The sequence below is a fragment of the Vibrio sp. TAP-3B genome (assembly GCF_057784735.1).
In genome coordinates, this window is sequence record NZ_CM173495.1 from 2,333,348 (window position 1) to 2,359,472 (window position 26,125).

Sequence of the window (26,125 nt, forward strand, 5' to 3'; positions counted from 1 at the left end):
CTCGCTTACTCGTCAAAAGTAAGCACTAAATTACTTTCTGTATAGGCTGGCAAGGGAATATCCAACCTTGCTGTTGCTCTTTTTCGGTTAGCATCGGTTCGAGGTGGTAACTCACTTCGCCCGTTAGCTTTTTACACATGCACATGGCGCAAGCGCCAACTTGGCAACGGTGCGGGAAGCGAATATTGTTGTTGAGCGCGGCTTCCAATACCGTCTCCCCTTCTTTTACTTGGAACGTAACGTCCATTGGTAGAAGGTGGACTTGATGACTCATAGAATACCTAACTGGTCCCAAATCTCATCGACTTTAGCCACAAGTTTAGGATCTTTTTTGATAGGCGTTCCCCATTCGCGCGTGACTTCAGATTCAATCTTGTTGGTCGCATCCAACCCTAATTTAGATGAACTCTCCGTTTTACTACGTACTTGGATAGTGTCTCTATCTGGATCCATTCGGGTTGTTACCGCCCAAATGATGTCATTCCAATCTCGTGCATTGACGTCATCGTCGCATAAGATAACGAATTTGTTATCTACGTAACCTGTCAAAAAATCCCATAGGTATTCCATCAATTCTTGAGACTGACCCGCTTGGTCTTTCTTCATCGTAACCACAACAAATTGATTATTTGTTGTGGGGGGTAAGTAGATATCGACGATGTCAGGACGTTGCTGTTTTAACGCATCCAGATCCGCTTCGGTAATCGCTTTATTATCACGTTCGGTTACCTTAGTTCTGGTCGCCAGCTCAGCATCCCATTTAATCGTCGCATCTAAGCCCATCTTAGAGCCAAGCCCAACCACAGGTGAGGCGAAATCAAGTGAGTCAATTGGTGTGCTATCAATCATCAAGGTATCTCGCACCGGATCCATATGCTCTGACATGGCTTTAACAACATCGTTCCAATCACGCGCATTCACCGACTTATCACACACAATCACAAATTTGGTGTACATGAACTGACGTAAGAATGACCAGACGCCCATCATCACTCGTTTAGCATGACCTGGATACTGCTTCTTCATCGTAACCACGGCCATTCGATATGAGCAACCTTCTGGCGGTAGATAAAAGTCTTCAATCTCAGGAAATTGCTTTTGCAGAATAGGCACAAACACTTCGTTCAGTGCTACACCCAGCACAGCTGGCTCATCTGGCGGACGGCCGGTGTAAGTGCTGTGATAAATAGGGTCTTTACGCATGGTGATATGCGTAATAGTGAAGACGTGATGTTTCTCTTTTTCGTTGTAGTAGCCAGTATGATCGCCATATGGACCTTCATCGGAAAACTCTGTTGGGTCAATATAACCTTCTATTACGATTTCAGCACTTGCTGGTACTTCTAAATCGTTACTGAACGACTTTACTACTTCGGTTTTGCTACCACGTAGCAAGCCTGCAAAAGCATACTCCGATAGAGTATCTGGCACTGGCGTGACCGCACCAAGAATGGTTGCCGGATCGGCGCCAAAGGCGACTGACACCGGGAAAGGCTTACCCGGATTGGTTTCCACCCAGTCACGTAAATCTAACGCGCCGCCACGGTGAGCGAGCCAACGCATGATAATTTTGTTCTTCGCAATTTTTTGCTGACGGTAAATACCTAGGTTCTGACGCTTCTTATTCGGGCCTTTAGTCACGGTTAAGCCCCACGTTAATAGTGGTGCCACGTCTTCCGCCCAGCAGCTCATCACTGGAATCTTATCCAGATCGACCTGCTCTCCCTGCCAAACAATTTCTTGGCATGGCGCTTTACGTAGACGCTTGGCTGGCATGTTCAATACTTGCTTGAACACGGGCAGTTTTTCCAAAGCGTCTTTGAAGCCTTTTGGTGGTTCAGGTTCTTTTAAATAAGCCAGCAGTTTACCAACTTCGCGCAGTTCTTTTACGTCTTCGCGTCCCATACCTATCGCGACACGCTCTGGCGTACCAAATAAGTTAGTCAGAACGGGGACGTTGTAGCCGATCGGATTCTCGAATAACAAAGCAGGGCCACCAGCACGCAAGGTGCGGTCACTGATTTCTGTCATTTCGTAAGCGGGATCGACAGGGTGAGCAATGCGTTTAAGTCGACCGGTCTGTTCTAGGTGATCGATAAATTCGCGTAAATCCTTAAAACTCATAGGCCTTCATGACTGGCTGATTAAACTGTTTGCAGTATAACAAATAGAAGGAGACAAAGATCCCCCTATTTTGTGTGGGTATGTGAGCCAGATTACTTTAATGCTTGTTCAATCTGGCGAGCTTTAACTTGATGATTGGTTGACATTAACTCTTCCAACCAATTCTGATGGCCTTGCTGAGCCAACTTTCTCGCCACTAACGCAGCCTCTTCTGATAACGCCATTTTGCTTATCAAGAACTGTTTGACTGTGGGAGATAACGGATTGGATTTAGTAAGTAGACGAATAGCATCAGGTTTAAGCGTTGGATTGACGGTGGAGTTCATCAATTGTTGCAATGAAAACGCATCTCCCACTTTCGATAAGCGCGCTAACTCCGATTGGCTATTATAGTCCGCTTTCATACGCCAAAGTAAATCGTATACCTCTTTATCTTGACTCACCTGCGCTAACCTGACAATAGCAGCTGTCGATGGTAGCCAACTAGTGACATTAGCTTGAGTCAGTTGAGTCGCCAGTGCGGCTAAAGCGCGTGGTGATAAGCTGTCTAATTCACGAATGAATAGAGCTTCTCTCGTTTGGACTTGATGAGAGGATCCCGTCAGCCATTGTTTAAGGTTGAGCTCTTTACGTTCAGCTTGTAGGACAAAATCTAACGTGCTTTGATCTTGCTTCCGACGCTTAATTAAGCGACTCGCTATCGCAGGAAAGTTAAAAGCTGGCACACTAAACTCATACCCGTCACCTCGCTTCAACACCTGATAAGTCGGGGTCATGCGTATCTGAGATTCAACAAAAAGTGCCATTCTAGGCGTAAGAATGACATCTTGTTTCTCAAGCTTTTTCAACAAACGAAAGCGCACCACTTCTTGTTGAGGCAAAGCAAGCCGATCAAGGGCAAACTTCAGTGAATCAACTTCATCTCTGGCGGCATAGGTGAGCAATTCAGAAACTTTGGACTGTATTTGAGTATCCTGAAGCCACTGTTCTACCACAGACTGCTGCATTTCCATTGCAGATAGCGCCGTTGATACAGTCATCAGTGACAAATTCAGGAGTAGTGACGACAACATTCCTTGTTGCATGTTAACCTCCCGATAACATTTATTCTCATTCTGATGCTTCTATCGGTAGAAAGCAATAAAAAAAGCCACCGTAAACGGTGGCTTTTTGGAATCAGAATTCAGTCGTTACTGGCGGCGCATAGCATCAAAGAACTCATTGTTAGTCTTCGTCATGGCAAGCTTGTCGATAAGGAATTCCATGGCGTCAGTTTCACTCATTGGGTGAACAATCTTACGCAGAATCCACATCTTTTGTAGCTCATCCGTCTTCGTCAGTAATTCTTCGCGACGTGTGCCTGAGCGGTTAAAATCAATCGCAGGAAATACGCGTTTTTCGGCAATCTTACGATTCAAGTGCAGTTCCATGTTACCTGTACCCTTGAACTCTTCGTAGATAACTTCATCCATCTTAGAACCGGTATCAACCAGTGCTGTTGCAATGATAGTCAAGCTACCGCCTTCTTCTACATTACGTGCTGCGCCGAAGAAACGCTTAGGACGATGTAGTGCGTTTGCATCGACACCACCCGTTAGAACTTTACCTGATGAAGGTACTACGGTGTTGTATGCGCGCGCTAGACGAGTGATAGAGTCCAAAAGGATAACTACATCTTTCTTGTGTTCAACCAAGCGTTTCGCTTTTTCGATAACCATTTCTGCCACTTGTACGTGGCGCGATGCTGGCTCATCGAACGTAGAAGCAATCACCTCGCCTTTTACTAGACGTTGCATTTCGGTCACTTCTTCTGGACGCTCGTCGATAAGAAGTACCATCAATTCACATTCAGGATGATTGTACGCAATGCTTTGTGCAATGTTTTGCAGCAGCATTGTTTTACCGGCTTTTGGCGGCGCAACAATCAGGCCACGTTGGCCTTTACCGATTGGCGATGCCAAATCTAATACACGTGCTGTAATGTCCTCTGTAGAACCATTACCACGCTCCATAACCATACGCTCATTGGCGTGAAGAGGGGTTAAGTTCTCAAATAGAATTTTGTTACGAGCATTGTCTGGTTTGTCGGCGTTAACTGTGTTGACTTTAAGGAGGGCAAAGTAACGTTCACCGTCTTTTGGTGGGCGAATCTTACCCGCGATTGAGTCACCCGTCCGTAGGTTGAAACGACGAATCTGACTTGGCGATACGTAAATATCGTCCGGACCAGCAAGGTATGAGCTATCTGCACTGCGTAGGAAACCAAAGCCGTCTTGCAGAATTTCCAGAACCCCATCGCCAAAGATGTCTTCGCCGCCTTTCGCGTGCGCTTTTAATATCGCGAAGATGATGTCTTGTTTTCTTAAGCGCGCTAGGTTCTCTAAACCTAAGCTCTCGCCCAGCTTTACAAGGTCAGACACAGGTCTGTTCTTCAGTTCGGTAAGATTCATGGTGGTGGATTCTTGTTTAGTCAAAATAAGATCTGTTTTCTAGTTAAGATGGATTTGGTCTCAGGATCGACCAAGAAGAGGAGTTTGTTCAATTAACGTGCAATAAATTAGCACTAATTAGTATTCTAGTCCAGAGTTAGAGAAACAAAACCGTGCGTTGCTATGCTGCACGGTTTTTTATCTGTAATCACTTAGTGATTATAAGTTTGCGTCCAAAAACTCTTTAAGCTGAGTTTTAGACAAAGCACCAACTTTCGTTGCCGCTACGTTACCGTCTTTGAATAACAGTAGCGTTGGAATGCCACGAATACCAAACTTAGGCGGAGTGCCTGCGTTATGGTCGATGTTTAGTTTACCGATAGTGAGTTTGCCTTGGTATTCTTCTACGATTTCATCCAGAATCGGGGCAATCATTTTACAAGGACCACACCATTCTGCCCAAAAATCCACAAGAACTGGGCCTGCAGCGTTGATTACATCGTTTTCAAAACCATCATCAGTTAGCTGCAAAATCTTATCACTCATCTTCCACTCCACTGTGTTTTTCGAAACTGGTTGGATGATAACCAGTAATTAGATGCCCTATTGGAATGTATTTACTTTCGTATTGCAAGCTTTAGCTGATATTCTATAGACATGAAAAAGACACATATCACAGAGCAAAAGTTCGCCGATTTGGGCTTAAAGCCCCAAGTTACTGAAGGATTGGAAAAAAAAGGGTTCGAATACTGTACCCCTATCCAAGCTTTGGCGTTGCCGGTACTGCTCACCGGCCAAGACATCGCAGGCCAGGCCCAAACGGGCACTGGTAAAACGCTCGCGTTTCTTACTGCTACATTCAACCACCTTCTGACCACACCAGAGCATGAAGGTCGTCAACCAACGCAACCGCGTGCCATTATTATGGCACCAACGCGTGAGCTAGCGATTCAGATCTACAACGATGCGGAATCATTAATAGAAAGCACGGGGTTAAAAGCCGCTTTAGCTTACGGTGGCGAAAGCTACGATAAACAATTGAATAAGCTACAAGATGGTGTGGACATCCTGATCGGTACGACTGGCCGTATCATCGATTTCTATAAACAGCGCGTGTTCAACCTGAATAACATTCAAGTGGTTGTTTTGGACGAAGCGGACCGCATGTTCGATCTTGGCTTTATTAAAGACATCCGCTTCTTGTTCCGTCGTATGCCAGAACCTAAAGAACGTTTGAACATGCTGTTCTCTGCGACGCTATCTTACCGCGTTCAAGAACTGGCGTTTGAACACATGAACACTCCTGAGCACGTGGTGGTCGAGCCAGAACAAAAAACTGGTCACCGCATTCAAGAAGAGCTGTTCCACCCGTCTAATGAAGACAAAATGGCACTACTTCAAACTCTAATCGAAGAAGAATGGCCAGATCGTGCGATCATTTTTGCTAACACAAAACACAAATGTGAATCCGTTTGGGGCCATTTAGCGGCCGATGGTCATCGTGTGGGCTTGCTAACGGGTGATGTGCCACAGAAGAAGCGTGAAAAAATTCTTGAGCAATTCACTAAGGGTGATCTCGATATTCTGGTTGCTACCGATGTAGCCGCTCGTGGCCTGCATATTCCACAAGTGACACATGTATTCAACTACGATTTACCCGACGACTGTGAAGATTACGTACACCGCATCGGTCGTACCGGTCGTGCAGGAGAAAGTGGTCATTCAATTAGCTTTGCGTGTGAAGAGTACGCTGTTAATTTGCCAGCGATAGAAGAATACACTGGACACACTGTCCCTGTATCAGAGTACGATGCATCAGCCCTGCTCCAAGATCTGCCAGCACCGATTCGTATGCGCGCACCACGTAACCAACAGCGTCGGACCAATACTGGTGGCACTCGTTCAGGTAACCGTAAACCGCAAGGACGTCGCCCACGCCAACCGCGTCAATCAGCGCCGAAACAGTCATAAAAGGAAACTGAAGTCGTTTATGAGTCAAGCAGGATCATCGCCGCTATACGCCGCCATCGACCTTGGGTCGAACAGCTTTCACATGCTCGTTGTGCGTCACATCGATAGCAGCGTTCAAACCATGGCTAAAATTAAGCGCAAAGTTCGTCTAGCGGCAGGCTTAGATGAACATAATTCGCTTAGCCTAGAAGCGATGCAGCGAGGATGGGACTGCTTAAGTCTATTTGCAGAACGATTGCAGGATATTCCTAAGCAAAACATTCACATTGTCGGGACGGCAACATTGCGAACCGCGACCAACGTGGATGTATTTCTTGAAAAGGCGAACCAGATCCTTGGCCAGCCAATCGAGGTCATCTCTGGAGAAGAAGAAGCGGCCACTATCTATAAAGGCGTCGCCCACACTTCTGGTGGTTGTGGCCGTCGCTTGGTCGTCGATATTGGTGGTGCAAGCACTGAGTTGATCATTGGTGAAGGTTTCGAAGCCAAAGCCTTAACCAGTTTGAAAATGGGGTGTGTTACTTGGTTGGAAAACTTTTTTAAAGATCGTCAATTGAGTGCTCGTAACTTCGATGCAGCGATTCAAGGTGCTAAACAAACCATCACGCCTATTCTGGAACAGTATACAGACTTAGGTTGGGATATTTGTGTGGGTGCCTCTGGTACCGTTCAAGCACTACAAGAAATAATGCTGGTGCAAGGTATGGATGAAGTGATTACTCACGCCAAACTTAAGCGTCTGCAAAAGCAAGCCATGCTCGCCGATCATTTAGAAGAACTAGATATAGAGGGATTAACGCTTGAACGCGCCCTAGTCTTCCCAAGTGGTCTCTCGATTTTGATCGCCATTTTTGAACTGCTCGAAATCGATACAATGACGCTAGCCGGTGGCGCTCTGCGTGAAGGTTTGGTCTACGAGATGGTTGATGAACTGCGTCAGAACGACATCCGTGTCCGTACTATAAGTAGTGTGCAAAGCCGCTATCAACTCGATTGCCAATATGGTGAACAAGTGGCGGCACTTGCACACAAGCTGCTTGAACAAGCCGGGGGGGATGCCTGGATAACAGAACCGCAGGGTAGAGTCCTTCTGGAAACCGCGGCCAAGTTACACGAGATAGGTTTAACTATCGACTTCAAAAAAGGTGGTCAACACAGCGCTTACCTACTCCAGAACCTCGATTTACCTGGCTATACTCGCGCGCAAAAATTCTTTCTTGGCGAGATCACTCGTCGTTATCGCGAACAATTAACATCGTTGCCAGAGCAGCACGCCCTGCCAGGTACCAGTGCAAAACGCGTACTACGTTTGTTGCGGCTGGCGGTATTGTTGACTCATCGTCGCAACCCAAGCTTGGAACCTAACGTTACGCTCACGGCAAAAGACGACAACCTGACATTAAACATTGATGCGCAGTGGCTCACCGCAAACCCACTGACAGCTGCTGAGTTGGACATTGAGTCCAACCGTCAAACCGACATTGGCTGGCCATTAACGATTACCGCTGATTAATGATAACCATCAAATAAAAGCCTCCTTAGCGCCTTTTAATCACCTCGACTCTTATTGTGTGCAACTCAAGTCCGCTGTTGGGTACCGATGTTCTCTATACTCACTTCGCTGTGCATTCCTTCAAATACAACAAAGCCGCTATAAACAAGCGGCTTTGTTGTTATTAGTCAATGCCTAACACTAAGACGCCGTAGTGACTTTAAAGTTAGGGTTCACTGCGGTCAGCTTTTTAATGAGATAATTCAATAACACGCCGTACATCGGCACAAACAAACCAAGACTGATCACCAGTTTAAAGCCGTAATCCACCAGCGCAATTTCCGTCCAGTGTTCTGCCATAAACGGGTCTGGACTTTGGTAGAAGGCAATCGCAAAGAATGCCATTGTATCAAGTGCGTTACCAAACAGAGTTGAACATGTCGGGGCTACCCACCATTGTTTCATTTGGCGCAAGCGGTTAAACACGTGCACATCCAGAATTTGCCCAAACAAATAAGCCATAAAGCTCGCAATCGCGATTCGAGCCACGAACAGATTCAACTCCCCAAGGTGGTTGAAGCCTTGGAATTGACCTTCGAAAAAGACGACCGAGAGAAAGTAAGAGACCGCCAAGGCTGGCAACATCACTAAAAAGATAATCTTACGTGCTAACGGTGCACCGAAAATACGTACCGTTAAATCAGTCGCTAAGAAAATAAATGGGAACGTGAATGCTCCCCAAGTGGTATGCAAGCCAAAAATGGTAAACGGTAGCTGAACGAGATAATTGCTGGATGCAATAATGGCTAGGTGGAATAGAACCAGATAAATAAGGGCGTTGCGCTGCTGCGCAGGGGTAAAGTGACTCATGCGATACCTTTTTAGTTTGGTTTGGGGGCGAGGGAACCCAAATTGAGTGCTTAATCAAAGCGACTCTTACCAACAATGTAAATGAAAAATAAGCTGGCTACGCTCATTCAGAGCAAAGCGGTGGGCGATTATACATTAACCACTTTACTCTGCAAGCCATCTGTTTCGCGCAAACGTTTGAGCATAAAAAGGAGTGTTTCATGTGGAACACCCCTTAAGAGATCGCTGCCAATGTAGAACTTAGAACCCGCGTTGAAACAATCCGGCGAGATAATCAAGCTCTTCCTTACTCTCTTCAATCGCGAGAGTTTCAAACCAAATCGCTTCACTGTAGTGCTCTGCTTTCATAAATAAGCGGCAGCCTTCAAAGTCAATCAACCATGAATGAACATCTGCATCCCACTGCTTTTCCACCACAGAAGCAGACAGTAACTTAACGAGATATTCACCTAACGTCGGAAACGTATCGAGATCGAAGCTTGGCGCGGCAATAATTAAGCGCCCTTCTTCGGCCATGTATTCTACTAAGCCAAATTCCTTTTGCATTTTGGTCTCTTATCCTTGGTGGGTAATGTGTTCTTGAACCAGATCTAAGAATGGATCAGCATATTTCTCTAACTTACGTTGACCCACGCCGCTGACCGCAAGCATTTCACCGTATGAAGTCGGCAACATTTCTGCCATATCAATCAACGTCGCATCACTGAACACGACATACGGTGGTAAGCCATCTTCATCAGCAATCGACTTACGCAGCTTACGTAGTTTAGCAAACAGTTTTTTATCGTAATTCTTGCTGGTGAGTTTATCCGACTTCGCCGCCCTTGCAGCCGTATCGAGACGCGGCACCGCGAGCTCTAACGCCACATCACCACGCAATAACGGACGTGCTTCTTCCGTCAATTGCAACGTCGAGTTACGGGTTATGTTTTGAAACAGTAACCCTTTATGAATCAGTTGACGGAAAATACTGACCCAATAATCATGACTATGATCGCGACCAATACCATAGGTCGAAATTTTATCGTGGCCATGCTCACGTACGCGAATGTTATGCATACCACGCAACACTTCGACCACATAGGTCATACCAAAGCTTTGGTTAACGCGATAAACACAAGACAATGCCTTGCGTGCTTCTTCGGTCGCATTAAAATGTTTTGGTGGATCAAGGCAGATATCGCAATTACCACAAGGCTTCTCGCGATACTCGCCAAAGTAATTGAGTAACACTTGGCGACGACAGGTTTGCGCTTCGGCAAAGGCGCTCATGGCTTGCAGTTTGTGGCTTTCTACCTGCTTCTGCGGACCTTCGGTTTTTTCATCTAACATGCGGCGCAACCAACTGATATCGGCAGGGTCGTACAACATCATTGCTTCGGCTGGCAAACCATCTCGCCCTGCTCGGCCTGTCTCCTGATAGTAGGATTCGATATTGCGTGGGATATCAAAGTGCACCACAAAACGTACGTTTGGTTTATTGATCCCCATGCCAAAAGCGACGGTCGCCACCACAATTTGAATATCGTCACGCTGGAACGCTTCCTGAACATACGCACGTTCATCTGTCTCCATTCCCGCATGATAACCTGCTGCACGTATATGGTTATTACATAATTTCTCGGTCACCATTTCGACTTTCTTCCGGCTACCACAATAGATAATACCGCAGCTCCCTTTTTGGGTGGCAAGGTAGCGAATGATTTGCGAAACCGGTTTATGCTTTTCAACCAAGGTATAGCGGATATTGGGGCGATCAAAACTGCCCAAATAAATCTGAGGCTCATGCAAACGTAAGCGCTCTAGGATATCTCGACGCGTAGCGTCATCCGCCGTTGCCGTTAACGCCATGAATGGCACATGTGAGAAATTCTGTTTCAGCTGACCCAATGCCGCGTATTCTGGACGAAAATCGTGTCCCCATTGTGAAATGCAGTGCGCTTCATCCACCGCAATCATCGACAACGCAAGGTTCTCTAAACGCTCGATAAAGTCACGCATTAAGACACGTTCAGGTGAGACATACACCAATTTAAGCTGCCCAGAATGCATACGGTTATACACACTTAACAGCTCCTCTCTGCTCATCGTCGAGTTGACACACTCCGCCGCCACACCGTTCGCTTTGAGCTGATCAACTTGGTCTTTCATCAGCGAAATTAACGGTGAGATGACCAAGGTGATCCCAGGTAGCACCAAAGCAGGAATTTGGTAACAGAGAGACTTACCGCCCCCCGTTGGCATGATGACTAAGCTGTCCTTGCCTTCGATAGCCGCGTCAATGACTTCTTGTTGGCCGTCACGAAAGGTCTGATAACCGAACACTTCCTCCAACACACGTCGGGGCGTTACAGGGATATCTGATGGTTCGGCTAACAAGGTCGAGGTCATGGATAATCTCAGATTGAGTGATTATAGAAATGCTTTTGCATGCCACCGGCACACAAAGTGAGGGCACATTGTAATGGGGTTTCGTGGCGAATAAAACCGCAAATTATTAGGTGTTTCCCAGTGCGGCTCGTATACTCCTTTTCTGCTCTATAAACACACAATTAGGTGACAATTCATGACACCAGAACAACAACGTGCACGGCAAGGCACTCTGCTTGCTATTGGGGCTTACACCATGTGGGGCATTGCGCCAATGTACTTTAAGTCCATCGCACAAGTGTCTCCTTTAGAGATCTTGAGTCATCGTGTGATTTGGTCTTTCTTTTTGCTCGCCGCCCTTCTCCATTTTGGTCGTCATTGGCGCTCGGCTTACCACATTGCCAAAGACAAAACGAAAATCGCTTACCTCCTCTGTAGCTCAGTGCTGATAGGTGGTAACTGGCTCATTTTTATCTGGGCGGTCAACTCCAACCATATGCTCGATGCCAGCTTGGGTTATTACATCAACCCACTGCTCAACGTTTTGCTTGGAATGGTCTTCCTCGAAGAACGACTACGTAAACTGCAATGGCTTGCTGTCGTACTAGCGGCCTGTGGCGTGTTGGTCCAGCTGATTGTATTTGGATCCGTGCCCCTCGTGGCGATTGCGCTGGCAATGAGCTTTGGACTTTATGGCCTGTTACGCAAAAAAGTCAGCGTTGACGCTAAAACAGGGTTATTTATCGAAACCTTACTACTGTTGCCAATAGCTGCGGTTTATCTGCTCTTTTTTGCCGAGACTCCAACTTCGAACATGCTAAGCAACCCACTGCACTTGAACAGCTCGTTGGTTGCGGCAGGCATCATTACTACGCTGCCTTTACTTTGCTTCACTGGCGCAGCAACAAAGCTAAAGTTATCTACTCTGGGCTTTTTCCAGTACATCGCCCCAAGTTTGATGTTCTTGCTCGCAGTACTGATTTACGGTGAACCCTTTACCATGGATAAAGCCATCACCTTCGCCTTTATTTGGAGCGCGTTAGTCGTGTTTAGCTTTGATGGACTGCGCAACAACCGTCGCTCACGCCGAATCGTTCAGCCACAGTGATCGTTTTTTACAAGACAAGTTAGAAATTGCCAGATAAGCTTGGTCATAATGTGACCAAGCTTTTTTGTATGTAATGGAACAGATTCAATACTACGCAACCGACCATGATCAGCTGAGCCTGATCGAGGCGAAATACCAGAAGTTTGCTTTTCAAAGGCACTATCATCTGGATTTTCACCTCGGTCTGATCACGCATGGCACGCAAAAGTTCCAATATCAAGGCTGTAGCCATCAAGTGGGTCATGGCCAAATCGTAATTATGCCGCCAGATGAACTGCACGATGGGCACTCTAAGCTCGAAAGTGGCTATGAAGTGAATGTATTTGCGATCGAGCCGCACCTACTCAGCGATCTTGCCGATCTTAGTAAAAATGGTCAAATAATCCGCTTTAATGAATTGATCATCTCCGATCCACAGATATTTTCACAACTTAGTAACTTGCATGCTCTTCTTCGCCGCGAGAACCTCAGCCAACTCACCAAAGATTGCCTTCCTTTTGAAGGATTTAATCAACTTTTTGATCGCTACGGATCACTCGCGAGGCAAAAAGTGGTCCCTCTTGGGAAACAGTCTTTGCATACCTTAAAAGATTACTTAATGGCGAATCTCGACCAAACGGTTCGTTTAGATGCACTATCAGAGCTCTGCCAACTGAGCCCCACGCAATTTCAACGCCATTTCAAAGCGCAAACTGGGATGACTCCCTACGCTTGGTTTGCTCGCTTGCGATTAGAGCAAGGAATGAAACTACTCCAAGCAGGATGGTGTGGTACGGACGTCGCCTATCAAGTGGGCTTTTATGATCAGGCCCACTTTAGTAAAGCGTTTAAACAAACCTATGGCGTCTCGCCTTCACAAGTGGCACGCTAATATCTCATACGCTGTGGTATTCAGTACTGCTAGTTTTTTACAAGCACTACCGAATAAGAATCACGACAATAGCTCATATCCACTATGTTTTGAGATGTGTTATGAATGAATCGACTATCCTGTTGACGCTCGCCAGCATTCACTTTATCGCTTTGATGAGCCCGGGTCCCGACTTTGCGCTTGTGGTACAAAATGCGACCCGTCACGGCCGTCAAACTGGCTTGTACATCGCGCTGGGGTTGTCTGTTGGTATTTTGCTGCATTCTTTATTCAGCCTAACCGGGGTGAGCTATTTGGTTCACCAGCATCCGGTGCTCTACTCCGTCTTACAATTGCTTGGGGGTAGTTATCTGCTGTATCTGGGTATCGGTGCACTGCGCAGTGTGATCGCGATGATCAAAAATCCACTTTCTGATCAACCGAGCAACACCAATAACCTTGTGATCAGTAATAAACGTCAGGCGTTTACCAAAGGGTTCGCAACCAATATTCTCAACCCCAAAGCCTTAGTGTTTTTTGTGAGTTTAATGTCGAGCCTTGTCCCAGTGGGCATGTCGGTGACAGGAAAAGGGATTGCTCTGGTGGTTTTGTTTTGTTTGTCGCTGTTCTGGTTCTCCAGCCTTGCATGGATGCTATCAACGCAGCGCTTGCAAACAAGATTGCAGCAAGCTGGCATCTACATTGATGGCTTATGTGGTGTGGTCTTTACTTTAGTTGGCGGTAGCATTTTACTTCACACTGTTCGTGCTTTTATCGAATAGCATACTGATTTTATAGGCTGTACACTCGACATTTCTTCAATCAGAAACTCGACGACTATCTCCATGGCTGCCAAGCTGAATAACCTTAGTTGGCAACATGGAGAGTCATCATGCAATGGACGTTTAACCGACTCGTACTTTCGGGTCTTTTTCTTACTTCCCCTTTAACCTTCACTGGACAAGCCTTCGCTAACCAAGCTGCAGATTCTGTCGCACCAGAGCACAGCACTGGCATTGAGCAAAAGCAACTGGTCACAGCTAAAGATTATATGGTTACCGCCGCGAACCCACTGGCGACCCAAGCGGGTGCAAACGTGCTTGAGCAAGGCGGGAACGCGATAGATGCCATGGTCGCGGTGCAATTGATGCTTGGCTTAGTTGAACCCCAGTCATCGGGTATTGGTGGCGGTGCGTTCTTAGTGTATTGGGATAGCGAAAAGCAAAAACTGACCACTTACGACGGGCGTGAAACCGCCCCCCTCGCCGTAACGCCAAAGCTATTTTTAGATGAGAACGGTCAGCCATTGCAATTCTACGATGCCGTGGTTGGTGGACGCTCTGTCGCAACACCAGGCACCGTGAAACTATTATGGGATACCCACCAGAAATACGGCAAGTTGGAATGGAAAAAGATCATTCAGCCTGTTATCTCGCTTGCAGAGCAAGGATTCAAAGTCAGTCCTCGCCTAGCAAGCTTGATAGAAAAAGACGCCGAGCGTTTATCACGCTTTCCAGTCACAAAAGCCTATTTCTTTAACTCGGATGGCTCGCCAAAAACCGAAGGTACGCTATTAAAAAACCCTGAATACGCACAAACACTGAGTGCTATTGCTAAGCAAGGCGCCCAAGCCTTCTACCATGGGGATATCGCCAGAGACATTATCGAGACGGTACAAAAAGCGCCGGGCAACCCCGGTGTATTAGCCCAACCCGACTTTGATACCTACCAAATCAGACAACGTGAGCCGGTTTGTGCTGCATACCAAAGCTATGACATTTGCGGCATGGGACCACCAAGCTCTGGCGCGCTCACCATTGGTCAGATTTTGGCGATCACTGAACAGTACGATCTTAAAGGCTGGGGGGCTAACAGCATTAAATCTTGGCAAGTACTCGCCGATGCATCGCGTCTAGCGTTTGCTGACCGTGGTAAATACATGGCAGACCAAGATTACGTGCCAATGCCAACTCAAGGCTTGCTTGATGAAAGCTACCTCCAGCAGCGAGCAGAGCTGATCCAAGTCGGCAAAGCACTAAGCAAAGTTGAAGCAGGCAATCCTCCGTGGTCGCACGCAATGAACTTAAGCATGGACGAGTCCATTGAGCTTCCTTCCACCAGCCATTTCAATATCGTCGATAAGCAAGGCAATGTGGTGTCAATGACCACCACCATTGAGAACGCCTTTGGTTCGCGTTTAATGGTGCGTGGTTTCTTACTTAATAATGAACTGACTGATTTTTCTTTCCGTACTCATAATGACGGAATCCCAATCGCCAACCGTATAGAACCAGGCAAGCGTCCACGATCTTCAATGGCCCCGACCATTATGATGAAAGATAACAAACCTTACATGGCGATAGGCTCTCCGGGTGGCAGTCGCATTATTGGTTACGTGGCTCAAACAATCATTGCCCATACGCAATGGGATATGGACATTCAACAAGCGATCAATCAACCACGATTACTCGACCGTTTTGGTACCTTAGATATTGAGCAAGGTACCGCCGCAGAGCGCTTGCAGCCTGAGTTGGATAAGCTTGGCTTGAAAACCAATATTCGCGATCTCAACTCGGGGTTGCACGCGATTCGAATCACCAAAGATGGGCTAGAAGGTGCCGCTGATCCTCGTCGAGAAGGAGTAGCGATCGGCAAATAGGCCTGTTTTGCTCGCCCCCTTGTGCGAGATATCTCACAAGGGGGTAAGCCAACCTCTCTTTCTTTATAGGTAAAAGAGAACAAAAATACACATAAGACTTTGAATAAAAAGGACATGTTTCTTTTTTAAACATATGAGATTTAGCAAAATGTGAGTTGTGACCGTTGTGGGGCATCGTGAAACGCGTAATATTAATCGTGTCGGAAGGATGCTGACACGGAACAGGAAAAACCACGGACTTGGTGAACTTCAGGAAGAAGAAACGGTTATTCAGGATGAATAGTCGGGCATGGATTGCAAAATAGGACATTGAACGGAATCAATAGTGACTAGGATGGTTGCTACTAAGGACGGCAATGGACACCTCTGGACGAGGCAAGGACTGAACATCAGGATGATGTCATGGACACCGCTCAGGGAACAAGTGATGATAGCTAACGAGGATGGTTAGCAGACCAGGATAAGGTCAAGGACACCGCTAGGATGGCGATGAAAGGATTAAGCTGAAGGAATACAGCACGCTATCAAGGATTTGATGCAAGGAGCACTTTGAGTAGCTGGATTGCTGCAAGTAAGACCACAACCCCGATGGGCGCAAGCCCTCGGGGTTTTTCTTTGTCTGCGTCGCAACTGAAGCCTATCCTACTCAGAGACCACAAGAGCTGCCAAAGCAGCACTTTTTTATGTTAAACAATAAAAATCAAAAACTTACAAAAAATGAAGAACTCACAGCCTCTCAAGTCTCGCGTAAGCAGTCACTAACCACTTAATACCTTCACCATTGAACGCAATCTGTACTCGGCTTTGTGGCCCACTGCCTTCAAAGTTGATGATCGTCCCCTCACCAAACTTTGGATGCATCACCCGAGCCCCCAAGGCAAAGCCCGTTTCATTAAAGTTTTCTTTGACTGCAGTCTGGCTAAATCGACCAGTGGTCGAAGGTCGGCTGACTTGCGCCTTCATTCGAACTTCATCCAAACACGTTTCTGGTAATTCACGAATAAAACGTGACGGTTTGTGGTATTTATCCTGACCATACAGACGGCGCATCTCTGCGTAAGTGATGTACAGTTTTTGCATTGCACGCGTGATGCCTACGTAGCAAAGGCGGCGCTCTTCTTCTAGGCGTCCAGCCTCTTCAGCCGACATCTGGCTTGGGAACATGCCCTCTTCCACACCCACCATAAACACCAACGGAAATTCCAGACCTTTCGCGCTGTGTAATGTCATTAACTGAACCGCGTCCTCGAATTCGTCTGCTTGGCCTTCCCCCGCCTCCAGTGCCGCATGGGTTAAGAAAGCCGTCAGCATTGACATCTCTTCCGCTTCTTCTGGTTTCTCAAATTGACGCGTTGCCGTCACCAATTCTTCCAAGTTTTCAATACGCGCTTTAGACTTTTCGCCTTTCTCTTGCTCGTACATCGCAAACAAACCTGAATACTTAATGACGTGGTCAGTTTGCTCGTGCAATGGCATTTCGAGCGTATCATCTTCCAGTGCCGTAATTAACTCAATAAAACGACTTAACGCCCCTGCAGCTCGGCCTGATAGCACTTGCTCATCAAGCATCGCCACACAAGCTTCCCACATCGTGCAGCCACGATCGCGCGCCGCACGACGAATGGTTTCCAACGTTTTGTCCCCCAAACCACGTGTCGGGGTATTCACCACACGCTCAAAAGCCGCATCATCATTTCGGTTACCGATCAAACGCAGGTAACTCAGTGCATCTCGAATTTCCAACCGTTCGAAGAATCGCATACCGCCATAAATACGGTATGGCAACCCCGCCTGAATTAACGCTTCTTCAAGAACACGAGATTGTGCGTTATTACGATACAGCATCGCGGCCTCACTCAAAGCTCCGCCGTTCTCCTGCCACTCTTTGATTTTGTTTACCGAAAAACGGGCTTCATCCAGTTCATTGTAAGCACTGTAAACCGAGATAGGCTCACCCTCGAGGCCATCAGTCCAAAGCTCTTTGCCCATGCGTTCAGTATTATTGGCAATCAAGGTGTTTGAAGCTTCGAGAATCGTCTTTGTGGAACGGTAGTTTTGCTCCAGACGAATAGTATTGACGCTTGGAAATTCCAGAGTGAACTTCTCAATATTCTCCACTTTTGCACCACGCCAGCCATAAATCGACTGATCGTCATCCCCCACGATCATCACGTGACAATCAGGGCCAGCCATCATGCGCAGCCAAGCGTACTGGATGTTATTGGTGTCTTGGAACTCATCGACCAAAATGTGCTTAAAACGCGCTTGGTAATGCTCACGGACAAATTTATTATCGCGCAGTAGTTCGTGTGCGCGTAGAAGAATTTCCGCAAAGTCGACTAAGCCCGCACGATCACACGCCTCTTGGTAAGCAGTGTACAGCTGTAGGTTCGTTTTGGTCACGGGGTCGTGGTAGGCGTCGATATGCGATGGGCGTAATCCTTCGTCCTTCTTACCATTGATCCACCATGAAACTTGGCGTGCAGGCCACTGCTTTTCATCCAAGTTTTGTGCTTTGATCAAACGCTTCAACAAACGTTGCTGATCATCACTGTCGATAATTTGAAAGTCTTCCGGTAGCTTGGCATCAAGATAGTGTGCACGCAAAATGCGGTGACAAATGCCGTGGAAGGTGCCATTCCACATGCCAGATGCACTACCCATCATCAATTCTTCAATACGACCACGCATCTCTGCGGCGGCTTTATTAGTAAAGGTGACGGACATGATCGAGAACGGAGAAGCTTGCTCGACTGACATTAGCCAAGCGATACGGTGAACAAGAACGCGAGTCTTACCGCTCCCTGCACCAGCAAGGACGAGTAAGTTTTCTAGAGGAGCTGCGACGGCTTCACGCTGTTTATCGTTCAAGCCGTCGAGTAATAGAGATGGATCCATCATGATGAGCTACTGGTTTTTTATACATAAAAACCGATTATAACCTAAACAACTGGGTGCTGTTTAGACAAAAATTGATAAAAAATTCGTTGTTTTTTTGAACTGACATTCAACTGGTTATCTCGATTCGCACCCCCAAAAACCATTCACGCGATCAATTTCAATGAAAGTTTTCTCTTGCTGTGTCTATCTTTTATTCTAAGCAAGTGGATAAATATTGTGCATTAACATGAAAATTGGCTTGCTTACCGGAAATTAAAGGAAATCATTCAGAGGAAATTGTTATGAAAAAGTCGAATCTTGCAGTTACTGCGGCTGTTACTGGCCTTCTCGCGCTTGGTGGCACCATGCTCACCGCAGCCCCTGCTGTCGCAGCAGAAAAAGAAAAGTGTTATGGCGTAGCGAAAGCCGGTAAGAATGACTGCGCAACGAAAAACAGCTCTTGCGCGGGGACCTCGAAAGAAGACCACCAAAAAGATGCCTTTGTTGTCGTTCCTAAAGGATTGTGTGACAAATTGGCTGGCGGTAGCACCAGCGAATCATAACTCAACGTCACAAGTTTCTGTGGGGCGCGTTGCACTTTAACCAACGCCCCCAGTTACTCGCCAATCAGAAAAGGAGTTTCACGTGAAACATCACTCTTTCCATCCTCTTGCTGGCGTCGGATTACGCTCCCCTCATCTCGATTATTTTAGCCAACATAAACCTGAGTTGTCGTGGTTAGAAGTCCACAGCGAGAACTACTTTCAACCCAACTCAGCAGAGCATCATCAACTGCAAGCACTGCGCGAGCATTACCAAATCAGTTGCCACGGTATTGGTTTATCGCTGGGCTCGGTGGAACGTGTGAATCCGAAACATTTAGCGCAACTAAAAGCATTGATAAATACAATGGATCCGCTCTTCGTCTCTGACCATTTAAGCTGGAGTGAAAATGGTGGTCACTACTTCAATGATCTACTTCCCTTGCCTTACACGGAAGAAGCGCTGCAAGTCTTCACTCGCAACGTGCTTGAAGTGCAAGAACATCTACAACGTGAAATCCTCATTGAGAACCCATCTAGTTATGTGCAGTTTCACCATTCAATCATCAGTGAATGGGACTTTCTTACCGAAGTACAAAAGCGCACCGACTGTCGTTTATTGCTCGACTTAAATAACGTATATGTTTCCGCCTTCAATCACGGTTTTGATTGCGACACATACCTAGATGCGATTCCAGCCGACAAAGTCGATGAGATCCATTTGGCAGGTTTTACTATTAAGCCGTTGGATAAAGGTGAGATTTGGATTGATACTCATAGCCGTCCCGTCAGTGATGAAGTATGGCAGCTGTTCGTTAATTGCACACAAAAACACGGCCCTCGCCATACGCTGATTGAATGGGATTTGGATATTCCAGCTCCAGAAATCCTTCTTGGCGAAGCAGAAAAAGCGTCCTCACTATTGCAGCAAAACCATTTAATTGACCAAAAGAGCAAAAGGAAAGCGTCATGAATCTTGCGACCTTGCAGAGTCAATTTGCTAAAGCCCTACATTATCAAGCGCTCGGTGAAGAATGCGACATTGTGAGTGACAAGTTTACCGCAGATGAACGCATACAGATTTACCGCAATAACTTTATCATCAGCTTGAGTGAGGTATTGGCAGCGACCTACCCAATGGTTGAAGCCTTAGTTGGAAAAGAATGCTTCGATCAAATTGCTCGCCAACACGTGCTTTCTCACCCCTTAGCAGAAGGTAATGTCGTACATTATGGTGCGGGCTTTCAAGATACGATTATGCAGTTTAGTCAGGTCATGACCCAAGCTCCGTACGCACCTGAAGTCGCAAGGTTTGAATGGCATATGGACTTAGCTCGACAAATACAGAATGAGAAAGTCGAAAAACCAAATCGAATCCCTTTATCTGCACTTACCCAAGTGACGGAAGAACAACAGCCTCAATTGGTGTTTCATTTGCGTACCGGCAGCCGCAGCTTTGACTCCAACTACGCCGTGTTTGATTTATTCCGTGCAATGCAAACCCAAGACTTTGAACAGCTCAATATCAATCAATTACAGCAAGGGGTCATCTCGATGCAAGCCAATGGAGAAGCCTTATGTCACGCACTCGATACCGATGTTTTCCAACTGCTGCAATGTTTAGAGCAGAAGCAGAGTTTGAGCGAAATACCCGAAGCATTGCTCACTCACCTTAATAGCGTCATGGCACTCGATCTCGTTGACGGTTTTACATTGAAATCAATCTAAGGAGCACTCTATGACGAATACGGTTAAACACTTAGTCAATCGGTACGACGATTTGATCAGTACCTTACAAGCTGGCTTTGTCCCTTTACTACTTCTCTTTTGTCGCTTGTGGGTTGCATGGGTGTTCTTCAATTCAGGGCTAATCAAAGTTTCTTCTTGGGATAGCACGCTGTATCTATTCGAATTGGAATACCAAGTGCCACTTTTGCCTTGGGATCTAGCGGCCTACATGGGAACGGCTGCTGAGTTAATTCTACCAGTATTTTTAGCGTTGGGATTGATTACCCGCCCGATGGCAGCGATTCTGTTTGTATTCAATATTATCGCGGTCATCTCTTACCCTGTCTTGTGGGAAAAAGGGTTCTATGACCATCAGTTGTGGGGATTCATGATTTTAGTGGTTATCGTATGGGGACCGGGAGTCATCTCCATCGACCATGTTATAAAGAACAAATTGACGCAATAAAAAATCCCCGCCATGGCGGGGATTTTTTATTGTTTATTCAAGTAAGCAAGAAGCTCATCGGCTGAGATACCCTGTTGAGCAAGATCTTTTGCTAACAGCTCAACTTGCTCACCTTTGCGCGACTCAATCACTTGTTGAAATTGGTACACAATATCACGCAAGATTGGTAAAGGTACTTGTTTTGCCGCACTACGAATGCGCTCGGAGCTTTGGTTACCCAGCTCATTCAGCAACTTGCCAAACATCACCTTTTCCGGCGATTCTTCCATTTGCTCTAGAATACGAGCCATTTCATACGTGGTTAACGACATTACTTTTTGAGTTCCGTTATGATGTCAGGAAAAGTCTGAACAACAAATATACACGCGTTAGTCACATTGGAAAATACTAAATTGCACTGATTTACGCTTTAACAAAGCTCGCGTGCCAATTCTTACCCGCTTTTGTAAATAGAATAACCAACGCCGGTAATAAAGCCCACATATGAATTGCAATCAGAGTTTGTGGTTCCAGTGACGCACGCTGCAATGTGCCCACCAATAACCCAGAACCACTCATTTGGAACATGCCTAACAGGGCTGCGGCTGTTCCCGCTTTATCACCAAAAGGTTCCAGTGCTTTACCAGCCGCAGCGCCAAGAATGAACGCAAACCCCACCGACGCCATAAAGATAGGCAACATGAAAGACAGCGCAGTATTCTGACCATTCATGACCATCATAACCACCCCTGCCAAACCAAGCGTCGAAATGCCTACCACAAGCGTATTGTGTGTACCGACGCGATCCATAAACTTAGGCGCGAGCATACAAGCCGTAATGTTTATCACCGCATTTACACCAAACCAAAAGGTGAATTCATTCATCGACAGTCCCATACCTGTCATCAAAACAGATGGCGCTGAAGTCACGTAAGCAAGAATCACCGCCATCGCCATTAAGCACAGCGAAGCATGAAAGATAAATGACGGGGTGCTCAATACAGCCCAGTAGCGACTGGGTTTAAAATAAGCCTGACCCTTTGTCGAGGGATTGGTCTCCTTCATCATAAAGAACATCAGTGCACCAGATACGAAGGCAAAACCAGCCATAAAGCTAAAGTTAGCGCGCCAATCAAATTGCTGGGTTAACCAGCTACCAAGAATAGGGGCCAATGCCGGAATAAAGCAGATCGCACCATTGAGATAGCTGATCATCTTACCGCTTTTTTCCGGCCCAAAAAGATCGCGAACTGTTGCAAAGGCTGCTACCGATGTCGCACACGCACCTAAGCCTTGTAGCAGTCGGGACACCAACATCCACTCAATATTCTGAGCACTCCACGCCAATAAAGCGCTCATTGCGTAAATGGTGATACCGCCCAATGCAACAGTTCGACGTCCGAGTTTATCTGCCAAAGGGCCAGCAAATAGTTGCCCGACACCCATCGCAAATAAGAACCAAGTGATCGTGTCTTGTGCTAAAGCATCATCTACCTGAAAGGTGGAAGCGATAAGAGGTAACGCGGGTAGATAAATATCAATCGCAAGCGGACTGAAAAGAACCAAAAGGGTCAATAACGCCATTTGCTTTTTACGATCAGAAAACTGGCTAGGCACACAACACTCCAAATTGAACAAAGAACTTCGCCTGAGTTTAATCGTCTAATGATATGAATAGAAATGATGTATAATCATGATCATTATTCCCCTGAGGAAATTCATTGTGAACATCGAAAAGCTGGCTCGTATTGATTTCAACCTACTGGTTTGTTTTAAAGTATTGATAGAAGAGCTTAACGTCACTCGGGCGGCACATCGACTGTGCTTGAGTCAATCCGCGGTAAGCAAGTCACTCGCCAAGTTACGCATCCAATTCAATGATCCGCTGTTTACTAGAAACTCGCATGGATTGACGCCCACGCCCCGGGCTTTGTTCTTAAAACCGAAACTGGATTTGTTGATAAATCAATTAGAAGCGCTCACACAACCCGAAGAATTTTGTCCACAAAGCAGTGAATATCGTTTTCAAATTGCGGCGGTCGAAAGCATATATTCGCTTATTCTTCCTCATTTCTTACCCGCTATATTTCAGCAGGCACCTGGGGTCACGATCAGTACTCATCCTTGGTTAGATAGCACCTTTAAAATGCTCCAACGCGGTGAATTAGATTTCGGTTTAACTGGAAAAGACATCGACATTAATGATGCAAAACTAACCCTGTTGCCACCAAACGACATTAGCGAGCTGGAAATTTATCGCGACCATCAAATGTGTATTATTCGTAAAAATCATCCGGCACTAAAACAACCTTGGAACCTAGAAGCGTATCTCGCCCTGCGTCACGTACAAGTCCGCTGTGATGGTAACGAACGATGGCTGTTGGATTATCGTCTTGCCGATATCGGAGCCGATCGTGATATTGCCGTGACCGTACCCGATTTCAATAGTGCCGCTAGCCTGTGCTCATATACCGACTTTATCTTCACCGCCCCAAGTCACTTTGTGCAGCTCGCAGCCAAACAGCTTGACTTGGTGGTGCTTCCCCTACCGCTGGAATTTCCGCCGATGGCATACACTTTATTCTGGCACCGAGACAGAGAAAATGACCCGGCACTGAATTGGTTACGCGCGATGATCACGCAAAAAACCGATCACCTTAGATAAAAAGTACCGCTCTCAATTTGCGCTTCAGTGGTAAAATGAGTAGCTTAACTGTCGTCGTCCTTTTGGCTCATCTATGGCTCAGTTGTACTCCGGCTCAGCCAAAGTCATTGCAAACTTTGGTTGATCATACTGCATGGCAGAAGGAAACAGCTCCCAAACCTGAGCATAAAGGAGCCGTAATTTGAAGGAATAAAACAGATGCACAACGATACCCTAAGCCGAGTGAATGCGATTCGCGAATGGCTTGTAAAACATAATATTGATGCCCTACTGGTTCCACACGAGGACGAGTATTTGGGTGAATACGTACCAGCGCACAACGAGCGCTTGCATTGGTTAACTGGCTTTACAGGCTCTGCTGGTGCCGCCGTCATCACCAAAGAGAAGGCAGCCATGTTTGTCGATGGTCGCTATACCGTTCAAGTCACCAAACAAGTCTCTGGTGACCTCTTTGAATATCACCACCTTATTGAAGAACCAGCTTTAGATTGGGTTCTAGATAACCTGCCAGCAAACGCTTCTGTCGCAATTGACCCTCGCATGCACAGCTCAGCTTGGCTAGATATGGCACAAGCTAAACTGGCCGGAAAGCTTGAGCTCAATATTCTGACCAACAACCCAATTGATGCGTTGTGGCAGGATCGCCCAGACCCTGTTGTCTCAGATGTTCGCCTAATGCCTACAGAAGCTGTCGGTCAATCAAGTGAGAGCAAGCGTCAAGCAATCGCCCAACTGGTTAAAAAAGCGGGTGCAGATAGCGCTGTGATCACAGCACTAGATTCTATTTGTTGGCTGCTGAATGTCCGTGGTTTGGATGTATCACGCCTGCCTGTATTACTTTCACATGCGATTCTGCATGCCGACTCAACCGTTGAATACTTCCTCGACCCTGCTCGCCTACCTGCTGAGTTTGATGCGCATGTCGGTGCCGGTGTGACCGTTCATCACCCAGAAGCACTTCAATCTCGCCTTGAAGCCATGACAGATAAAAAGGTATTAGTTGATCCTGCAATCAGTAACGCTTGGTGTAAGCTGGTACTACAAAACTCTGGTGCGTCCGTGATTGCAGCAGCAGATCCATGTCTGATGCCAAAAGCGGCGAAGAACGCAGTTGAAATTGCGGGTATGAAGGCGTGTCATATCCGCGATGGCGTGGCGATGAGCAAGTTCCTATGTTGGTTAGATGCGGAAGTTGCTGCTGGCAACCTGCATGACGAAGCGACATTGGCAGACAAACTGGAAGCCTTTCGTAGCGAAGACCCTACGCTAATGGATCTCAGCTTCGATACCATTTCAGCGGCAGGCGGGAACGCGGCCATGTGTCACTACAATCACGAGAACCAACCTGAACCTGGTAAGTTAGCACTGAACACGCTTTACCTTGTGGACTCAGGCGGTCAGTACCTCGATGGCACCACAGATATCACGCGTACTATCGCGATTGGTCAACCTTCTGCAGAAATGCAGAAGCAATTTACGTTGGCGCTGAAAGGTCATATTGGCGTGGCTCGAGCTCGCTTCCCGAAAGGCACTCGTGGTTATCAAATCGATACGCTTGCTCGCCAACACTTATGGGCAGAAGGTTATGATTACGATCACGGCACGGGCCACGGTGTGGGCCACTTCCTAAGTGTGCATGAAGGCCCAGCAAGCATTTCGAAGAAGCAAATTGATGTGCCTCTATTAGAAGGCATGGTGCTATCAAACGAGCCAGGTTACTACCGTGCAGACGCGTTTGGTATTCGTATCGAGAATCTGGAACTTGTTGTTGAAACACCAACTAAAGGTGACTTCCCTGTTCTGTCATTTGAGTCGCTAACACGCTGCCCAATCGACAAGCGCAACATCAATGTTGATATGCTTACTCGGCCTGAACTCGCTTGGCTGAATGATTACCATCAGAAAGTATGGGATGAGATCAACCCGCTAGTTGAAGGTGATGTGAAAGAGTGGCTTCGTCAAGCAACGTTACCTATAGCACACAGCTAGAAG

At 46.7% G+C, this 26,125-nt stretch carries 22 protein-coding genes and 1 pseudogene; 12 read left to right on the forward strand and 11 right to left on the reverse strand.

The genetic code is table 11. The annotated features are described in order from the left end of the window. Positions 1–5 precede the first annotated feature (5 nt). The 5 genes and pseudogenes from AC3D28_RS11020 to trxA form a co-directional block, all read right to left on the reverse strand. A pseudogene (locus tag AC3D28_RS11020) lies at positions 6–274 on the reverse strand (2Fe-2S iron-sulfur cluster-binding protein). Then, a complete protein-coding gene (gene ubiD / locus AC3D28_RS11025) occupies positions 271–2,124 on the reverse strand; it encodes a 4-hydroxy-3-polyprenylbenzoate decarboxylase (RefSeq protein WP_488534763.1) in 1,854 nt (617 codons plus the stop codon). Before ubiD ends, AC3D28_RS11020 begins: the two are co-directional and overlap by 4 nt. Positions 2,125–2,216: 92 nt before the next feature. Further along, positions 2,217–3,209, reverse strand: a complete 993-nt coding sequence (locus AC3D28_RS11030) for a hypothetical protein (RefSeq protein ID WP_488534764.1) — start codon at positions 3,207–3,209, stop codon at positions 2,217–2,219. Positions 3,210–3,314: 105 nt separating this feature from the next. Further along, positions 3,315–4,574 carry a transcription termination factor Rho gene (gene rho, locus AC3D28_RS11035; RefSeq protein ID WP_098413435.1) on the reverse strand — a complete coding sequence of 420 codons (1,260 nt, stop codon included), beginning with the start codon at positions 4,572–4,574 and terminating at the stop codon, positions 3,315–3,317. A 198-nt stretch (positions 4,575–4,772) separates the two neighbouring features. Continuing rightward, the gene (gene trxA / locus AC3D28_RS11040; protein WP_098413434.1) at positions 4,773–5,099 is read right to left on the reverse strand and encodes a thioredoxin TrxA; all 327 of its coding nucleotides are present in this window, start codon (positions 5,097–5,099) and stop codon (positions 4,773–4,775) included. A gap of 111 nt (positions 5,100–5,210) precedes the next feature. Here trxA and rhlB point away from each other — a divergent pair, with 111 nt between their 5' ends. Next, positions 5,211–6,524: an ATP-dependent RNA helicase RhlB gene (rhlB, locus tag AC3D28_RS11045; protein WP_488534765.1), complete on the forward strand. Its 1,314-nt coding sequence runs from the start codon at positions 5,211–5,213 to the stop codon at positions 6,522–6,524. A gap of 19 nt (positions 6,525–6,543) precedes the next feature. Beyond that, positions 6,544–8,037, forward strand: coding sequence for a guanosine-5'-triphosphate,3'-diphosphate diphosphatase (gppA, locus tag AC3D28_RS11050; RefSeq protein WP_488534766.1), 1,494 nt, complete (start codon positions 6,544–6,546; stop codon positions 8,035–8,037). Between the two features lie 180 nt (positions 8,038–8,217). Here gppA and AC3D28_RS11055 read toward each other — a convergent pair whose 3' ends face one another. The 3 genes from AC3D28_RS11055 to recQ all read right to left on the reverse strand — a co-directional run bounded on the left by AC3D28_RS11055 (position 8,218) and on the right by recQ (position 11,277). After that, positions 8,218–8,886 (reverse strand): 7-cyano-7-deazaguanine/7-aminomethyl-7-deazaguanine transporter, encoded by a 669-nt coding sequence (locus AC3D28_RS11055; RefSeq protein WP_488534767.1) that lies wholly within the window; start codon positions 8,884–8,886, stop codon positions 8,218–8,220. Between the two features lie 240 nt (positions 8,887–9,126). Next, positions 9,127–9,432 carry a DUF3630 family protein gene (locus tag AC3D28_RS11060; protein ID WP_488534768.1) on the reverse strand — a complete coding sequence of 102 codons (306 nt, stop codon included), beginning with the start codon at positions 9,430–9,432 and terminating at the stop codon, positions 9,127–9,129. Between the two features lie 9 nt (positions 9,433–9,441). After that, on the reverse strand, positions 9,442–11,277 hold the full coding sequence (gene recQ / locus AC3D28_RS11065) for an ATP-dependent DNA helicase RecQ (RefSeq protein WP_488534769.1): 1,836 nt from the start codon (positions 11,275–11,277) through the stop codon (positions 9,442–9,444). Between the two features lie 175 nt (positions 11,278–11,452). On the opposite strand from recQ, the gene rarD reads away from it, so the two are divergent. The 4 genes from rarD (at position 11,453) to ggt (ending at position 15,873) form a co-directional block, all read left to right on the forward strand. After that, entirely contained in the window at positions 11,453–12,364 is a 912-nt protein-coding gene (gene rarD / locus AC3D28_RS11070; protein WP_488534770.1) for an EamA family transporter RarD, read from the forward strand. Between the two features lie 73 nt (positions 12,365–12,437). Beyond that, positions 12,438–13,235, forward strand: coding sequence for a helix-turn-helix domain-containing protein (locus AC3D28_RS11075; protein WP_488534771.1), 798 nt, complete (start codon positions 12,438–12,440; stop codon positions 13,233–13,235). Positions 13,236–13,336: 101 nt separating this feature from the next. Further along, complete coding sequence (locus AC3D28_RS11080) at positions 13,337–13,996, forward strand: LysE family translocator (RefSeq protein ID WP_488534772.1); 660 nt, start codon at positions 13,337–13,339, stop codon at positions 13,994–13,996. A 110-nt stretch (positions 13,997–14,106) separates the two neighbouring features. Continuing rightward, positions 14,107–15,873: a gamma-glutamyltransferase gene (gene ggt, locus AC3D28_RS11085; RefSeq protein ID WP_488534773.1), complete on the forward strand. Its 1,767-nt coding sequence runs from the start codon at positions 14,107–14,109 to the stop codon at positions 15,871–15,873. 726 nt (positions 15,874–16,599) lie between these two features. Here ggt and uvrD read toward each other — a convergent pair. Continuing rightward, positions 16,600–18,774, reverse strand: a complete 2,175-nt coding sequence (gene uvrD / locus AC3D28_RS11090) for a DNA helicase II (protein ID WP_488534774.1) — start codon at positions 18,772–18,774, stop codon at positions 16,600–16,602. A gap of 281 nt (positions 18,775–19,055) precedes the next feature. Here uvrD and AC3D28_RS11095 point away from each other — a divergent pair, with 281 nt between their 5' ends. The 4 genes from AC3D28_RS11095 to AC3D28_RS11110 all read left to right on the forward strand — a co-directional run bounded on the left by AC3D28_RS11095 (position 19,056) and on the right by AC3D28_RS11110 (position 21,489). Then, entirely contained in the window at positions 19,056–19,316 is a 261-nt protein-coding gene (locus AC3D28_RS11095; RefSeq protein ID WP_488534775.1) for a BufA1 family periplasmic bufferin-type metallophore, read from the forward strand. 82 nt (positions 19,317–19,398) lie between these two features. After that, on the forward strand, positions 19,399–20,268 hold the full coding sequence (bufB, locus tag AC3D28_RS11100; protein ID WP_488534776.1) for an MNIO family bufferin maturase: 870 nt from the start codon (positions 19,399–19,401) through the stop codon (positions 20,266–20,268). Beyond that, positions 20,265–21,023: an HvfC/BufC N-terminal domain-containing protein gene (locus AC3D28_RS11105; RefSeq protein WP_488534777.1), complete on the forward strand. Its 759-nt coding sequence runs from the start codon at positions 20,265–20,267 to the stop codon at positions 21,021–21,023. The genes bufB and AC3D28_RS11105 overlap by 4 nt, the downstream gene beginning before the upstream one ends. Before the next feature lie 10 nt (positions 21,024–21,033). Next, positions 21,034–21,489, forward strand: a complete 456-nt coding sequence (locus AC3D28_RS11110) for a DoxX family protein (RefSeq protein ID WP_488534778.1) — start codon at positions 21,034–21,036, stop codon at positions 21,487–21,489. A gap of 26 nt (positions 21,490–21,515) precedes the next feature. Here AC3D28_RS11110 and tsrA read toward each other — a convergent pair whose 3' ends face one another. Both tsrA and AC3D28_RS11120 read right to left on the reverse strand, forming a co-directional pair. Further along, positions 21,516–21,800, reverse strand: coding sequence for an H-NS-like global regulator TsrA (gene tsrA, locus AC3D28_RS11115; RefSeq protein WP_005458563.1), 285 nt, complete (start codon positions 21,798–21,800; stop codon positions 21,516–21,518). A gap of 91 nt (positions 21,801–21,891) precedes the next feature. Then, positions 21,892–23,052, reverse strand: coding sequence for a multidrug effflux MFS transporter (locus AC3D28_RS11120; RefSeq protein WP_098413501.1), 1,161 nt, complete (start codon positions 23,050–23,052; stop codon positions 21,892–21,894). Between the two features lie 139 nt (positions 23,053–23,191). Here AC3D28_RS11120 and AC3D28_RS11125 point away from each other — a divergent pair, with 139 nt between their 5' ends. After that, positions 23,192–24,133, forward strand: coding sequence for a LysR family transcriptional regulator (locus AC3D28_RS11125; protein ID WP_488534779.1), 942 nt, complete (start codon positions 23,192–23,194; stop codon positions 24,131–24,133). Positions 24,134–24,331: 198 nt separating this feature from the next. Continuing rightward, positions 24,332–26,122 (forward strand): aminopeptidase P family protein, encoded by a 1,791-nt coding sequence (locus tag AC3D28_RS11130; RefSeq protein ID WP_488534780.1) that lies wholly within the window; start codon positions 24,332–24,334, stop codon positions 26,120–26,122. Positions 26,123–26,125: the final 3 nt, after the last annotated feature.